The organism is Aggregatibacter sp. oral taxon 458 str. W10330 (genome assembly GCF_000466335.1).
Taxonomy (GTDB): Bacteria; Pseudomonadota; Gammaproteobacteria; order Enterobacterales; family Pasteurellaceae; genus Aggregatibacter.
On the sequence record NZ_KE952604.1, the window covers coordinates 151175 to 165657 of the forward strand.

15 protein-coding genes are annotated in these 14483 nt (G+C 42.3%); 12 read left to right on the forward strand and 3 right to left on the reverse strand.

Annotated features, from left to right (window positions below; genetic code table 11):
• The first annotated feature begins 14 nt into the window (after positions 1-14).
• The 12 genes from HMPREF9065_RS05430 to gnd all read left to right on the forward strand — a co-directional run bounded on the left by HMPREF9065_RS05430 (position 15) and on the right by gnd (position 9653).
• The gene (locus HMPREF9065_RS05430; RefSeq protein ID WP_021615951.1) at positions 15-443 is read left to right on the forward strand and encodes a hypothetical protein; all 429 of its coding nucleotides are present in this window, start codon (positions 15-17) and stop codon (positions 441-443) included.
• A gap of 36 nt (positions 444-479) precedes the next feature.
• Positions 480-1298, forward strand: coding sequence for a 3'(2'),5'-bisphosphate nucleotidase CysQ (cysQ, locus tag HMPREF9065_RS05425; RefSeq protein WP_021615952.1), 819 nt, complete (start codon positions 480-482; stop codon positions 1296-1298).
• Between the two features lie 70 nt (positions 1299-1368).
• On the forward strand, positions 1369-2853 hold the full coding sequence (gene zwf / locus HMPREF9065_RS05420) for a glucose-6-phosphate dehydrogenase (RefSeq protein ID WP_021615953.1): 1485 nt from the start codon (positions 1369-1371) through the stop codon (positions 2851-2853).
• A gap of 94 nt (positions 2854-2947) precedes the next feature.
• Positions 2948-3646, forward strand: coding sequence for a 6-phosphogluconolactonase (gene pgl, locus HMPREF9065_RS05415; protein WP_021615954.1), 699 nt, complete (start codon positions 2948-2950; stop codon positions 3644-3646).
• Positions 3647-3680: 34 nt separating this feature from the next.
• Positions 3681-4073 (forward strand): GNAT family N-acetyltransferase, encoded by a 393-nt coding sequence (locus HMPREF9065_RS05410; protein ID WP_021615955.1) that lies wholly within the window; start codon positions 3681-3683, stop codon positions 4071-4073.
• A gap of 26 nt (positions 4074-4099) precedes the next feature.
• The gene (locus HMPREF9065_RS05405) at positions 4100-4516 is read left to right on the forward strand and encodes a hypothetical protein (RefSeq protein ID WP_033002496.1); all 417 of its coding nucleotides are present in this window, start codon (positions 4100-4102) and stop codon (positions 4514-4516) included.
• A 32-nt stretch (positions 4517-4548) separates the two neighbouring features.
• The gene (locus HMPREF9065_RS05400; protein WP_005695120.1) at positions 4549-4881 is read left to right on the forward strand and encodes a hypothetical protein; all 333 of its coding nucleotides are present in this window, start codon (positions 4549-4551) and stop codon (positions 4879-4881) included.
• A 468-nt stretch (positions 4882-5349) separates the two neighbouring features.
• Entirely contained in the window at positions 5350-6051 is a 702-nt protein-coding gene (locus HMPREF9065_RS05395; RefSeq protein WP_021615958.1) for an aspartate/glutamate racemase family protein, read from the forward strand.
• Between the two features lie 136 nt (positions 6052-6187).
• On the forward strand, positions 6188-6607 hold the full coding sequence (locus HMPREF9065_RS05390) for a hypothetical protein (RefSeq protein ID WP_021615959.1): 420 nt from the start codon (positions 6188-6190) through the stop codon (positions 6605-6607).
• A 99-nt stretch (positions 6608-6706) separates the two neighbouring features.
• Positions 6707-7495 carry a hypothetical protein gene (locus tag HMPREF9065_RS05385; RefSeq protein ID WP_033002497.1) on the forward strand — a complete coding sequence of 263 codons (789 nt, stop codon included), beginning with the start codon at positions 6707-6709 and terminating at the stop codon, positions 7493-7495.
• 142 nt (positions 7496-7637) lie between these two features.
• Positions 7638-8105, forward strand: a complete 468-nt coding sequence (locus tag HMPREF9065_RS05380) for a GIY-YIG nuclease family protein (RefSeq protein ID WP_021615961.1) — start codon at positions 7638-7640, stop codon at positions 8103-8105.
• Between the two features lie 93 nt (positions 8106-8198).
• Positions 8199-9653, forward strand: coding sequence for a decarboxylating NADP(+)-dependent phosphogluconate dehydrogenase (gene gnd / locus HMPREF9065_RS05375; RefSeq protein WP_021615962.1), 1455 nt, complete (start codon positions 8199-8201; stop codon positions 9651-9653).
• 132 nt (positions 9654-9785) lie between these two features.
• Here gnd and HMPREF9065_RS05370 read toward each other — a convergent pair whose 3' ends face one another.
• The 3 genes from HMPREF9065_RS05370 to HMPREF9065_RS05360 are packed head-to-tail and all read right to left on the reverse strand — an operon-like array spanning position 9786 to position 14480.
• Positions 9786-11018, reverse strand: coding sequence for an MFS transporter (locus HMPREF9065_RS05370; RefSeq protein ID WP_021615963.1), 1233 nt, complete (start codon positions 11016-11018; stop codon positions 9786-9788).
• Entirely contained in the window at positions 10975-12771 is a 1797-nt protein-coding gene (locus HMPREF9065_RS05365; protein ID WP_232209096.1) for an ABC transporter ATP-binding protein, read from the reverse strand. Before HMPREF9065_RS05365 ends, HMPREF9065_RS05370 begins: the two co-directional genes overlap by 44 nt.
• Positions 12756-14480 carry an ABC transporter ATP-binding protein gene (locus tag HMPREF9065_RS05360; protein ID WP_021615965.1) on the reverse strand — a complete coding sequence of 575 codons (1725 nt, stop codon included), beginning with the start codon at positions 14478-14480 and terminating at the stop codon, positions 12756-12758. Before HMPREF9065_RS05360 ends, HMPREF9065_RS05365 begins: the two co-directional genes overlap by 16 nt.
• Between the last annotated feature and the right edge of the window lie 3 nt (positions 14481-14483).

The window sequence follows — 14483 nt, forward strand, 5'->3', positions numbered from 1 at the left end:
ACTTAGGAATTCTTATGCCGTCTAAATTTCCATACCTAAAACCACTCGTTTTATTTCCTTTACTTGCTCAAATTATTGGCACGCTCGTGAGCATTTACGTTGATGACAACACTGATGAATTATTCACCACAGCGGATGTCGTGCTATTTAGTTTCTTAGCCACATTTATCGTGGCAACCGTGCCGGCGCTGTTGATTGCATTATGGGCAAAGATTTATCGTTACACGCGTTATAACGTGGTGGCGATCGTGTTAATTTCTCTGACTATTGCCTTTTGTTATGGAAACATTGCGAGTTTTATTTATATGACGCTAACTCAACCTGCTATGACCTTTGGTGTGTGGTTGCATGGCGGTGGCATTGATATGGCATTTTTGCTCAGCTTTGGTATGGCACTGTATTCGGTTCTCGTGTTGCCTTTGTTGTTACCGAAAACGAGATAAATTGCGACTTGGATTGAGAACATAGGAGGGAAGACTATGCCAATTCTCACAACGCATTTATTACAGGATGTGATTCATATCGCCCAGCAGGCGGGCGAGCATTTACGTCGTTTTTATCAACATTCGGTGTCTGTTCAAATCAAAGCGGACAACACACCGGTGACGGAAGCGGATTTGTTTGCCAGCCAATTTTTAACAGGAAAACTGACCGCACTTACACCCCACATTCCCATTTTGTCAGAAGAGAATTGCAATATTCCCCTTGCGGAGCGGCAGGCGTGGGCGTCCTATTGGTTAATTGACCCTCTTGATGGCACGCAACAATTTATTAATCGCACCGATCAATTTTCCGTGCTCATTAGCTTAGTGAAAAATCATCAACCGGTGTTGGGCGTGATTCATGCACCGATATTGGGCTACACCTATTACGCCATGAAAGGATTTGGCGCCTATAAGCTGCAAGAGGGAAAACCCTGTAAATTGGCGTTTCGTCATATTGCTTCAGACCGACCTTTGCGCATTGCCGTTGGTTCTGCGACTGCAGCGGAAAAAGTGCGGTCGATTTTAAGTGCGAATTTTGACTATGCATTCCATATTTACGGTTCCAGCGGCTTAAAAAGCACCTTGGTCGCCGAGGGGATCTGTGATTGCTATATTCGCTTAGGGCGCACCGGCGAATGGGATACCGCTGCCGCAGAAATTTTGCTGGCAGAAATGGGCGGAGTGGTTTTTGACTTAAATTATCAACCGCTGACTTACAATCAACGGGAATCTTTCGTCAATCCGGACTTTTTCATGGGCGTAACGCGAAATTTTTCATGGGGTAATATCTTTCACTCCGATTTATCAGAGTGATTAGAAATATCCGATGATTTTCCTTATTATACGGGCATTTATTAAATCGTAACATTAATGTGGTAACTAAATGAAAGCAGAAAATTGTTGTATCGTTATCTTCGGTGCATCCGGAGATTTAACTTATCGTAAACTGATTCCGGCGTTGTATGACCTCTATAAAATTGATCGACTTGGCGATAATTTCTCCGTGTTGGGTGTGGCGCGCACCGAATTAAACGATGAATCTTTCCGCCAAAAAATGTATCAAACGCTGATCGAACACGAAGGCGGGGAAAGTGAGTGTTTAGCCAAATTTTGTGGTCATTTGTATTACCAAGCCGTCAACACAGCAGACAAAGCGGATTATGCCAAACTGATTCCACGCCTTGATGCCTTGCATGAAAACTATAAAACTAACGGCAACACCTTATATTATTTATCCACACCGCCAAGCTTATACGGCGTGATTCCTGAATGTTTGGCCGAGCATGGATTAAACAAAGAAACACAAGGTTGGAAACGTCTCATTGTGGAAAAACCATTCGGTTATGACCGTAAAACCGCCGAAGCCTTGGACGTTCAAATTCATCGCTTCTTTGAGGAACACCAAATCTATCGTATCGACCATTATCTTGGGAAAGAAACCGTACAAAACCTGCTTGTGTTGCGTTTTTCTAATGGTTGGTTTGAGCCGCTTTGGAACCGTAACTTTATTGAATACGTGGAAATCACCGGTGCCGAATCCATTGGCGTAGAAGACCGCGGTGGTTATTACGACGGTTCCGGTGCAATGCGTGATATGTTCCAAAACCATTTACTGCAAGTATTGGCGATGGTGGCAATGGAGCCACCGGCGATTATCAATGCGGATTCTATGCGTGATGAAGTGGCGAAAGTGTTGCACTGCTTACGTCCTTTAACTCATGAAGACATGGAGCATCATTTGGTGCTTGGTCAATACACTGCCGCGGAAATTAACGGCAAAATGGTGAAAAGCTATTTGGAAGAAAAAGGCGTGCCGGCAGATTCCCGCACAGAAACCTACATGGCATTGCGTTGTGAAATTGAAAACTGGCGTTGGGCAGGCGTGCCGTTTTATGTGCGTACCGGCAAGCGTTTACCGGCGCGTGTCACCGAAATCGTGATTCACTTCAAAACCACACCGCACCCGGTGTTCAGCCAAAATGCACCGGAAAATAAATTGATTATCCGTATTCAGCCGGATGAAGCCATTTCCATGCGTTTCGGCTTGAAAAAACCGGGCGCCGGTTTTGAGGCAAAAGAAGTGTCCATGGATTTCCGCTATGCAGATTTAGAGGGCGCGACTGTGATGACCGCATACGAGCGTTTATTGCTTGATGCCATGAAAGGCGATGCGACCTTATTTGCCCGTACCGATGCCGTACACGCTGCTTGGAAATTCGTTCAACCGATTTTGGATTACAAAGCTCAAGGCGGTCGCGTGTATGACTACGAAGCCGGCAGTTGGGGCCCGATAGCCGCAGATAAACTAATTGCCAAAGAAGGCAAAGTGTGGCGCAAACCGAGTGGTTTGATGAAGAAAAAAGTTTAATTTAGTCAATCTCATGTAGGGTGGGCTTCAGCCCACCGTTCCTAATCTCTAACATAATAAAATGGTGGGCTAAAGCCCACCCTACGGAAAAATAATGAACTATATTACTTTCCCTACTGCTCAACACGCGGTGGAAAAAATCGCCCAAGAATTTGTGATTTATAGTCAAGCAAATCACCCTGTACACATTTCCTTGTCCGGTGGTTCTACACCGAAATTATTGTTTAAAACCTTGGCACAAGCGCCTTATGCAGATGCCATTAACTGGAAGAATCTCCATTTCTGGTGGGGCGATGATCGCATGGTGAGTCCATCCGATCCTGAAAGCAACTATGGTGAAGTGCAAAAACTCTTATTCGATCACATTCAAATCCCTGTTGAGAATATTCACCGAATTCGTGGCGAAAATGAACCGCACTTAGAGCTTAAACGCTTTGAAGAAGAATTAAGTACGGTCATTCCTAACGGCGTTTTTGATTGGATTATCCTCGGCATGGGCACAGATGGGCATACCGCTTCCTTGTTCCCGCATCAAACTGATTTTGCGGATGAAAACCTTGCGGTGATCGCCAAACATCCTGAAAGCGGACAGATCCGCATTTCAAAAACCGCCAAATTAATTGAACAAGCCAAACGTATTACCTATTTGGTAACAGGCGAAGGTAAAGCGGAAATCCTCAAAGAAATTCAAATCACACCGGCGGAAAACTTGCCTTATCCGGCAGCTAAAATTCAGGCGAAAAATGGTGTGACGGAATGGTATTTGGATAAAGCGGCGGCAAAATTGCTATAACGGATGGCATATCAAACATAGCGGGTTTCACAATATGATCGAATACAAAACCAACTCTCCCATTTCAGTAGAACAATTTACTGAACTGCTTAATAAAACCTCGTTAGGCGCCCGTCGTCCATTAGAAGATAAAAAACGTGTGGCGGCGATGTTACATCATGCCGATTTGTTAGTGACAGCTTGGGATGGTGAGCGATTGGTGGGTGTCGCCCGTTCGGTGACGGATTTTGCCTATTGCTGTTATTTGTCTGATTTGGCGGTTGACGAACAATATCAAAAACAAGGTATCGGCGTGCAGTTAATCGAACACACCAAACAGGCGTTACATCCACAAGCCAAAATTGTACTTTTATCTGCTCCGCAAGCGGTGGATTACTATCCGCATATTGGGTTTACGCAGCACATGAGTGCATGGACGAAGAGTTAATTTATTAGAATGGTATGGAGACAAAAATGAAAAAATTGTTTGTGCTACTTACTTCAACTTTGTTATTTGCTTGTTCATCTGGTTCATCTTTAGATCAGTTAGCGGCACAAATGCCAAAAGATAATCGCTCAGTAATGCTTCAAGTTCCAGAAGCAGGAAACCCAGTTTCAAATGGAATGCTTGTAGCAACGATTAGAACCGCAGGTGGTACTTCAGGAAAACGACTCGTATCTCTTTTAGCTACAGATAATTTACACATCGGAATTGCAGGGAACAGTCAATCTGTGAATAAAGCAGTTGCTATGTATGGACTAAATAATGCAGAAAAGGTCGGCAAAGATGTATCTTTATACCTTGTTGGAGATAGTCAAAGTGATAAAGCAGATCTAGAAAAAGCCGCAAAAGCGAAAAATGTAGAAATGCATTACATTATGCAAAAATAAGATACAGATGAATTAGATGCAGAGTGACTTTAATGTTGAATTTAGATAATAAAAAATTTGTTGCTGTTGAAAACACCGTAAATGGTGAGGTGAGTAGCCAAACAGAATTTCATTACCATCAACAAGGTAAAATGATTTGGGCCGAATATGGTGGCGGTGAAATTTTAAAAGGCTTTTTAATTGGGAAATGGGTTGACGATACTCAAATTGAATTTACGTATCAACATTTAAATCAATCTCTAGAAAATCGTTTGGGGCGTTGCTATACAACATTTTCTTTAGAAGAAAGTAAACTCATCGGTCATGAAAAATGGCAGTGGCTAGATACGTTAGAGCAAGGTAGCTCTTTAATTAGAGAAATTTAAAAGAAGTTTTGCTATAGGATATCTGAAACAAGCTTCTTATACCCTTAGATAGCGCGCGTCTCCTGACGCGTGCTGATAACTTATTAAATTTGTAAGGCACGCGTCGGGAGACGCGCGCCAGCGTAAATAAAAAATAATTGAAAAATGACCGCACTTTTGCGTAGCAAGAAGATAGATTTCTGATAGTGTGCGCTTCATAGCCTGTGCTTATAGATAAAGGCACACGTTGGGAAACGTGCGCTATCATAGGGTGGAAGAGATTGTGGGAAAACGCCAATTTTCATTGCAACAAATACAAGAAAACAGTGTGTCACAAGATAAGCATGAGAAATAGGATAAAATTTAACGCATATTTCGACCGCACTTTTGCGTAGCAAGAAGATGGATTACTGATAGCGCACGCTTCATAGCCTGTGCTTGTAGATAAAGGCATACGTTGGGAAACGTACTCTATCGTGAGGGGGCAATATGAAAATATTAGGTATTATCGGTGGAATGAGCCCGGAAAGTACGGCAACTTATTACACTGAGATCAATCGTTTAGTGAATCAGAAAAAAGGTGGGAATATTTCTGCGCCTATTGTCATGGTGAGTGTGGAATTTGAAGAAATTGTGCAATGCCAGAAACAAAGTGAATGGCAACGAGCAGGAGAGATTCTCGCTGAAGCAGGAAAAAAATTAGAGATGATAGGTGCAGAAGGTATTGTGCTTGCCACCAATACTATGCATAAAGTTGCACCACAAATTGAACAAGCTATCTCAATTCCGTTTTTGCATATTTTAGATGCTACAGCAGATGCTATTAAATCGCGAGGATTAAATAAAGTGGCTTTGCTCGGTACAAAATTTACTATGAGCGATAATTTTTATCGCGACGGTTTACAGCAGAGAGGCATTATGCCGATTGTGCCAAGTGATGAAACTCAAAACGAAATCCATCGAATTATTTTTGATGAGCTTTGTGTGGGTAAATTTTTACCAACATCAAAAGCATTTTATTTAAAAATCATTGATGAATTGAAAAATCAGGGGGCAGAAGGAGTAATTTTAGGGTGTACGGAAATCGGATTGTTGATTAATCAAAGCGACTCGCCATTGCCGTTTTTCGACACGGCTAAATTGCATTCTCAAATGGCTGCTGATTTTGTTTTAGGTGTAAAAAACACTTAGAAAAATGATCGCTTTGATAGCGCGCGTCTCCTGACGCGTGCTGATAACTTATTAAATTTGTAAGGCACGCGTCGGGAGACGCGCGCCATCATTGGGGGCAATAATTTTACAAATACCTCTTTAATGGAGATAAAAGATGAAAAAACTTTTAATGATTGCTTTAGCAGCCATGCTCATTGCTTGTTCTTCAGGGATCAATGTTGATGAGCTTATGATGAAAATGCCGAAAAATGACCGCACTTTTGTGTTGCAAATTCCTGCATCCAGTAATCCACTTTCGGATTCGATGGTGGTAGGAATGATTAAAACATCAGGTTCTCCATCAACGTCAAGCATGATGCAGGCTTTATCTATTGATAATGCCAATATTGGTGTGGCAGGGAATAGTCAAATGATTAATAAAGCCACTGCACTTTATGCATTCGAACATGTAACGCAAGTCGGTAAAAATGTCGTTGTCTATATGATGGGCGACAGTGAAAGCGATAAAGCGGATCTAGAAAAAGCTGCAAGCAGAAAAAATATTAAATTACATTATTTCATTAACAAAAAGTAATCGGTTTGATAGCAACTCACTGATAGCGCACGCTTCATAGCGTGTGTTTGTAGATCAAGGCACACGTTGGGAAACGTGCGCCATCGTGGGGGAAAAGGCGTGACGGAATGGTATTTGGATAAAGCATCGGCAAAAAATCTTGATATTGAGATGCTATTGGTGAAAAGATACCAAGATATTTTTAAAGAAAATCAAGAAATAATTGATGCTTTATTAAGTAACTCTAATTTATCAAAAATTCATTTAGGATTTGTGCCTGATGGCTTTAAACAGAAAAAACATCGAATTTTAATTGTAGGGAGAGAAACTAGAGGTTGGGGAGAGAAGCGAAAGGATCTAGAAAAATATGATCAGAGCTCAGTTTATCAATTAATGAGTTTGAGTAAATCTTGGGTTATTCGCAATTTAGAAAGGTCTGACTCAGTAAATAAAAAAGGAAAATGTTTCTTTAATTTCTTTAGAAAAGTATCTCAAGAAAACCCTAATGCAAGTATTTTATGGGCGAATATATTCTGTGTGTCTTATAAAAAATCGAACCCTAGTAAAATAGATACTAAATCAGTATTTGCCAATATAAAGAAAATATCAGAATCTTTATTAAAAGCCCAAATTGAAATTTTACAACCTAATATCATCATATTTGCATCTGGACTTGATAACCAAGCAATCATTGCTAGAAGGGATTATTTTAAAGATGGTTTAAAGCCATCGGGTAAAAGTGCGGTGTCTGGCTTAGATAAAAAATATTTAGAACAGTTTTATTTTTCAGGTAATTACGATGAGGATATTTTATGTTATAGAACTGTTCATCCATCTAGCAGAACAGAGTATTCAGTGATTGCCTTAAAAGAACTTAGAAAAATCTTAAAGTCAAAGACAATAAATTAATATAAATACAGGAGAAAACTATGTCAGTAAAAGGTGAGATTGGTGTTATCGGCTTAGCCATGATGAGGCAAAACCACTGATAGCGCACGCTTCATAGCGTGTGCCATTACAGAATAAATATAATTAATTTTAAGGATAAGAAATGCAAATTAAATTACATTGGCATGAACCTATTGAACTTGGTTCCTCTGGAACTCTTCGTCAAACTTTTAAAAATTTTGATTTTAAAACCATTCCTAACGTAGCGGGTATTTATATTTTTTATCGCCAAACTAAATCGGGGGAGGAGGAGGCTCTTTACGTAGGACAATCTCAAAATATCCGTGAGCGTTTTAAACAACATAGTAACTCATTGAAATTGGTAGAAGGATTGGAGGATACTCCACAAGGTAAGAAAATGTTCGTGTTCGCTGAAATTAAAGTAAGAAAAGATTGTTTAGAGTATGCTTTGGATCAGGCTGAAAGAGGATATATACAATACCTATTAGATGAAGATCATCCGTTATTAAATAAAAAATTATATTTAGATAAATTTGATACGGTTGTTTCTGAGGGAGATAATCTCATTGGTTTGGTTTCCGATGATATAGATGTATTTTCTAAATATTAATTAAATAGCAGAGTGGCAGTTAGGATTTGAGCCCTATCTACTAAAAATTTAAACAATGCAATCAGCATAACTAATTAAGAACAGGAGAAAACAATGTCAGTAAAAGGCGACATCGGTGTTATCGGCTTAGCCGTGATGGGGCAAAACCTCATTTTAAATATGAACGACCACGGGTTTAAAGTGGTGGCGTATAACCGTACCACATCCAAAGTGGATGAATTTTTACAAGGGGCGGCAAAAGGCACCAATATTATCGGTGCATACTCTTTAGAAGATTTAGCTTCTAAATTAGAAAAACCACGCAAAGTGATGTTAATGGTGCGCGCGGGTGAGGTGGTGGATCAATTCATTGATGCATTACTACCGCACTTAGAAGAAGGCGACATCATTATTGATGGCGGTAACTCAAACTATCCGGACACTAACCGTCGTGTGGCGGCGTTGCGTGAAAAAGGCATTCGCTTTATCGGCACCGGCGTTTCCGGTGGTGAAGAGGGCGCACGCCACGGGCCATCCATCATGCCAGGCGGTAACGAAGAAGCATGGCCATTCGTAAAACCGGTATTACAAGCGATTTCCGCCAAAACCGACAAAGGCGAAGCGTGCTGTGATTGGGTGGGCAAAGATGGCGCAGGCCATTTCGTGAAAATGGTGCATAACGGCATTGAATATGGAGATATGCAATTAATTTGCGAAGCCTACCAATTCTTAAAAGAGGGCGTGGGCTTGTCTGATGATGAGTTGGAAGCCACCTTCAAAGCATGGCGTAACACCGAATTAGACAGCTACTTGATCGACATCACTGCCGATATTCTTGGCTATAAAGATGAAGATGGCAACCGCTTAGTGGATAAAATTTTAGACACCGCAGGACAAAAAGGCACCGGCAAATGGACGGGGATCAATGCTCTTGATTTTGGTATTCCGTTAACCTTAATCACTGAGTCCGTATTCGCACGTTGCGTATCTGCTTTTAAAGATCAACGCGTTGCCGCAAGCCAATTATTCGGTAAAACTGTAGGCAAAGTGGAAGGCGATAAAAAAGAATGGATTGAAGCGGTGCGCAAAGCTCTGTTGGCGTCAAAAATCATTTCTTACGCACAAGGCTTTATGTTGATTCGTGAAGCGTCTGAAAACTTCAACTGGAACATCAACTACGGCAACACCGCCTTATTATGGCGCGAAGGCTGTATTATTCGCAGCCGTTTCTTAGGCAACATCCGCGATGCGTACGAAGCGAACCAGGATTTAATCTTCTTAGGTTCCGACAGCTACTTCAAAGGCATTTTAGAAGACGCCATGGGCGAATGGCGCAAAGTGGTGGCAAGATCCATTCAAGTGGGTATTCCAATGCCATGTATGGCGTCTGCGATTACCTTCTTAGACGGTTACACTTCCGCTCGCTTGCCGGCAAATCTGTTGCAAGCGCAGCGTGACTACTTCGGCGCGCACACTTACGAACGCACCGACAAACCACGTGGCGAATTCTTCCACACCAACTGGACAGGTCGCGGCGGCAACACCGCATCCACCACGTATGATGTCTAAGTAAAAAACGTGCGATAAACCGACCGCACTTTGATCTGCACCTTACACATTGACGCTGAGTCAAGCTGTGTAAGGTGCAGATTTTTTTATGCGTATTTTGTCTGCCGTAGGGCGTGGAATCTATTCTGAAGTTCAGAATGCTTCTTTTCGGCATCCAAAAAATCGCCATATTCCAACAGCAATAACGGTGGCGACGAGGTAAACTGTGAGATAGCCAAAGGCATGCGCGAGGCGGAGGGAGACAAAGCCTGCTAGGTAGGCACCGAAGAGGGCAACGGAGAATTGCAATGCGCTGTCGAGCGTAGCGTAAGTTTGAGTGGATTTGTCCATAATCATGGCGAGCAAACATGGCACAAGCAATGCGTAAGTCATACTTAATAATAAGATTGGTACGGCGATAAGATAAGGAAAATCCGTGCCGACATATTCAAATAAAATAAATAAGCAGAAGGCAAAAATTTGGCTAAATAATACCCATTGGGTGACAGAAACCCGAGAATATTTTTTGAGTAATAGACCACTTAGCGGCGCAAAGGCGATAGCACAAAGGGGTTCGAATACGGAAAGTAATAGCCCAATGTGTTGGCTGCTCCAGCCCAAGGCATTTAGACGCGGAATAAAACTGCTGACCACCATGCCGCTGGGAATAAACACAAATAACAATAAAATCAACCACCGAAATGAAATGTGCGGTTGTTGCCAAAAGTAGAAAAAGCGTGTGAATAAAAAACGCAATGGCGGATTTTGCGGTTCAGCAGCAACTGTCGGTTCGGAATATAGGCTGATTTGCAGAATCAATAGTAGTGCAAAAACACTGATTAAATCCACCGCACTTTGCCAGCCGTAATGATGATAAATCAGTAACACCAAACCGCCACCAAGCATTTTACCCACGCGTCCTGCGATCACCTGAATGACACCGCCAAAGCCACGTTGCTCAAAAGGCAGGATGGCACAGGTTAATCCTAGCGTTGCGCAACCGAAAAATAGACTGCTTAGGTTCAATAGCACACACGCCACCATAAGCAGTGTAAAATCCCGTTGCGGTTGGATAAAATGCAACATGAATAAGGCAATAAAAATGATTATCGAGGAAAGGCATAGCCAGCCGCGAAATTGCCCGATACGCTTAAGACGATAGCGTTCAATTAACGGCGAAACGATGAATTTCGCCATTTCCATCCCACCGAGCAAATAGAACCAACTAAGCTGTTTAAGATCGAACCCCATCTCTTTTAACATGGTGATGAGGCCAATCATATAAAACGCCACTACGCAGAATTTAAAGCCGGCGGTCGTGGCAAGGATTGCCCAATTCTGTTTAGTGAGTGATGTTGCCTTGTTGGCATTGCCAAAACGCTGCATAACGTCCTTTTTGTTCTAAGAGTGTTTGATGTGTGCCTTGTTCGGCAATGCTGCCGTTTTCCAACACATAAATGCAATGAGCGCCCACAATGGTGGAAAGTCGGTGAGCGATAATCAACACGGTTTTGTCTTTAACCAGCTGATCCAACGCTTTTTGTACTGCCAGCTCATTGCGGGTATCCAGCGATGCTGTCGGTTCATCTAAAATGAGAATCGGCGCATCTTTTAAAATCGCTCGGGCAATCGCAAGTCGTTGCTTTTCACCACCAGAAAAATTACTCCCAATTTCATTAACTTGCGTTTGATACCCTTGTGGTAATACCTGAATAAAATCGTGGCATTGGGCAAGTTTACAGGCGTGAATCACCTCTTCATCGGTGGCATTGGGTTTTGCCATTCGGATGTTATTTAATACACTGTCTTGGAATAAATACACGTCTTGAAACACCACAGAAATTAAGCGCATGAGCTGTTCTTGGCTAACATCCCGAATATCAATACCGCCGATCGTAATTCTCCCTGATTGCGGATCAGCATAACGCAACAACAAGCGAAGTAATGTTGTTTTACCACAACCGCTGGTGCCCACAAAAGCATTGAGGCTGTTAGGTTTTATGTCCAGATTAATGTCGTTTAGGATGGTTTTTTCAGCATTATAACCAAAGCGGACATGCTCATAGCGAATACGATAATCTGTGGGTAATCTGCTGCCATGATTTTCCGCCAATTCAGGCAATGCCATCAGTTTTTCAAATTTTTCACAGCTAATCACAAAAATTTCTAAGAGTGAAGACATTTGCACAAAGAAGTTCAATACATCTGAAATTCGCGCAATTAAAATCAGCACTGTGGCTAACAATACCCAATGAGCGCTACCGGAAATCACCCAAAATGTGCCAACAATTAATACCGCAATCAGGCTGAATTGAATGCTTGAGGTAATAATCAAATTCGGACGTTCGCCTTTTTTTGTGCCGATGCGTTGAATGTTTGCCACATCTTCAATCACACGGTTGAAAATATGTTGTTTGTTTTCTGTCTGCCCTGTTGATTTCAGAATTTCCAAGCCTTGCACAAACTCAATAGTTTCGCCTTTAAGTCGCTGATTAGCTTCTGCCAAAATACTAAATCCACGACGGAAAGCTTTTCTTCGCCATAAATACAGTGGCACGATAAGCGGAAAAATAATGAAGATCAGCAGCCCAAAGCGGTAATCAAAGAAACAAAGACAAAGGGCGGCAGACACTGGTGTTACGATGCCGTAAATTAGAATACTGATTAAACTGAAAGCGTAATTCGTCGCTTCATTAATACTCTGGATGGCAACGGCACTGAGTTCGCCTGCACGAAATCCACTGAGGACAGCAAGAGATACTCGGCGAAGTTTTTCGCCCAGTTGACGTCTTAATTGATATGTCGCCAAAAATGAATCGCCTTTGGTGTCATAATATTCCGCCCAAATGCGGAAAAGGAGGCTGACGATTAAAAGCACGCCACATAAAACACTCCAAAAAATGACCGCACTTTGCCCTGCCTCGGTTTGTTCTAATGCCAAAAGCAGCGGATACAGCAAGCCGATAGCCACGCCGAATAAGGTTGCAGACAGTGCTGCAAAAGCGAGACAGCGTAAGAATGCGCTTTGTTGCTGTTGGGCGGCGGCAAATAAGGCGTGATAAGTTTGCCACAGGCTTTTTACGCGTTGAGTTTCGGGATTAAAGTAAGATTGCATAACATTCTCTAATGTATCGTCCAAGATTTTGCCTGTTGATATTCCGCCCAAAGGGTTTGATAGGCGACATTGGTTTGCAACAAGACTTGGTGATTGCCTTGAGCAATGATTTTGCCGTTCTCTAAATAAATAATTTGATCGGCTTGGGTAATGCTAGACAGGCGATGCGCCACCATGATCACTGTTTTATTTTGCATCAGCGCATGAAATGCCTGCATTAAATCTGCCTCGTTTTTTGCATCGGAAAAAGCCGTAGGTTCGTCTAGCAATAAAATCGGGCGATTTTGTAAAAAGGCGCGGGCTATACTGATACGTTGTTTTTGTCCGCCTGACAATAATTGTCCGCGTTCCCCCACTTTTGTTTGATATTGCTCCGGCAAGGTCATAATAAAGTCGTGAATACGGGCTTGTTTGGCGGCATTGATAATGGCTTCTTCCGTCACATTTTCTATGCCGTAAGCGATGTTTTCGGCAATAGAGCAAGAAAATAAGAAATTATCCTGAAACACGACCGAGCAATACTTCATCAGTTGATCCTGTTCCATATGACGAATATCTGCACCACCTAAGGTGATTTTTCCGCTATCGACATCCCAAAAGCGCAACAGCAAATTGAGTAAGGTGGTTTTGCCGGAGCCTGAAGTGCCAATAATGGCGGTAAAACTATTTTGCGGTACGCTGAAGTCGATATTTTTCAGTGTTGCTTTATCGGCATCATAGCTGAATTTGACCTGTTCAAATTGAACCGCATACCCCTTCGGCGTTTGTAACGGCAAAAGTGCGGTGGCATTTTCCAACATTTTTATTTCGTTAATGCGTTCAATGGCAGCACGGGAGCGTTCCAACAAATGAAACAGCCCCATGTAAGGATGTATGGTTTCAATTAACCCGGCGGCTAACACTAAAAAAGCAAAAAAGCCAAAGGTGGAAAGCAGCGCAAGCGAGTGTAAATACACGCCCAACACGATCAAAAACAACATGATCGGCATTGGCGTAAAGAGCGAACGGGCAAGACGTGTTGGGGCGCCCACTTTGGCTAAAAAAGCGAAGATGACCTGATTAAAATTTTCCAATGCGGTGCTAAAACGGCTGTACGAACTTTGTCCCGCATCAAAGGTACGAATCGTGCTCATGCCTTGAATATATTCAATAATCGCGCTATTGATTCGGCTCACAGCAGCACCGTAATCACGATAATTCAACCGACTTTTTTGCATTAAACGTTGCAGAATCATAAACAACACGACAAGGAAAATCACCACAGCCAATGCCATTTGCCAATTTAACCAAAACAATGCCGCCAACACGAAAATCGGTGTGGAATAAGCCTCCGCTTTAAGAGGGGGCGCATCGGCAACAAAGGTGTGCAATTCGTTTACGTCATCGCACAGCACTTTGGTTAAACCGCCTGAACCGATTTCATTGACTTTGCCTAACGATAATTGGCTGATTTTTTTCGCAAGCTGTTGGCGTAGCATTTTTTCCAATTCAAAGGCCGCATAATGAGATTTGTCGTGCGCTTTAATTTTGCAGGTGTAATACAAAATGGAAATGGCAAGCAGCGCAAAAATCTGCCAATAAGGAAACGTAAGAGATTGGCTGACGGTGAACACAATGTGGATCATCAAAAGCCAAATCCCGATTTTTAAGCCTTGTGCGAAGGTTGCCAACCACATTGAGGCACGTAATTGCGCGGCAACAGGTTGGCAAATTTGTTGGTGTTGCTGACTCATTGC

Excerpts from the sequence above, each read along its gene's own strand:
- HMPREF9065_RS05370 (WP_021615963.1), bottom strand. The coding sequence starts at position 11,018 with ATGCAGCGTTTTGGCAATGCCAACAAGGCAACATCACTCACTAAACAG.
- pgl (WP_021615954.1), top strand. The coding sequence starts at position 2,948 with ATGAACTATATTACTTTCCCTACTGCTCAACACGCGGTGGAAAAAATC.
- zwf (WP_021615953.1), top strand. The coding sequence starts at position 1,369 with ATGAAAGCAGAAAATTGTTGTATCGTTATCTTCGGTGCATCCGGAGAT.
- HMPREF9065_RS05360 (WP_021615965.1), bottom strand. The coding sequence starts at position 14,480 with ATGAGTCAGCAACACCAACAAATTTGCCAACCTGTTGCCGCGCAATTA.
- HMPREF9065_RS05395 (WP_021615958.1), top strand. The coding sequence starts at position 5,350 with ATGAAAATATTAGGTATTATCGGTGGAATGAGCCCGGAAAGTACGGCA.
- gnd (WP_021615962.1), top strand. The coding sequence starts at position 8,199 with ATGTCAGTAAAAGGCGACATCGGTGTTATCGGCTTAGCCGTGATGGGG.
- HMPREF9065_RS05410 (WP_021615955.1), top strand. The coding sequence starts at position 3,681 with ATGATCGAATACAAAACCAACTCTCCCATTTCAGTAGAACAATTTACT.
- cysQ (WP_021615952.1), top strand. The coding sequence starts at position 480 with ATGCCAATTCTCACAACGCATTTATTACAGGATGTGATTCATATCGCC.
- HMPREF9065_RS05380 (WP_021615961.1), top strand. The coding sequence starts at position 7,638 with ATGCAAATTAAATTACATTGGCATGAACCTATTGAACTTGGTTCCTCT.
- HMPREF9065_RS05390 (WP_021615959.1), top strand. The coding sequence starts at position 6,188 with ATGAAAAAACTTTTAATGATTGCTTTAGCAGCCATGCTCATTGCTTGT.
- HMPREF9065_RS05400 (WP_005695120.1), top strand. The coding sequence starts at position 4,549 with ATGTTGAATTTAGATAATAAAAAATTTGTTGCTGTTGAAAACACCGTA.
- HMPREF9065_RS05405 (WP_033002496.1), top strand. The coding sequence starts at position 4,100 with ATGAAAAAATTGTTTGTGCTACTTACTTCAACTTTGTTATTTGCTTGT.
- HMPREF9065_RS05430 (WP_021615951.1), top strand. The coding sequence starts at position 15 with ATGCCGTCTAAATTTCCATACCTAAAACCACTCGTTTTATTTCCTTTA.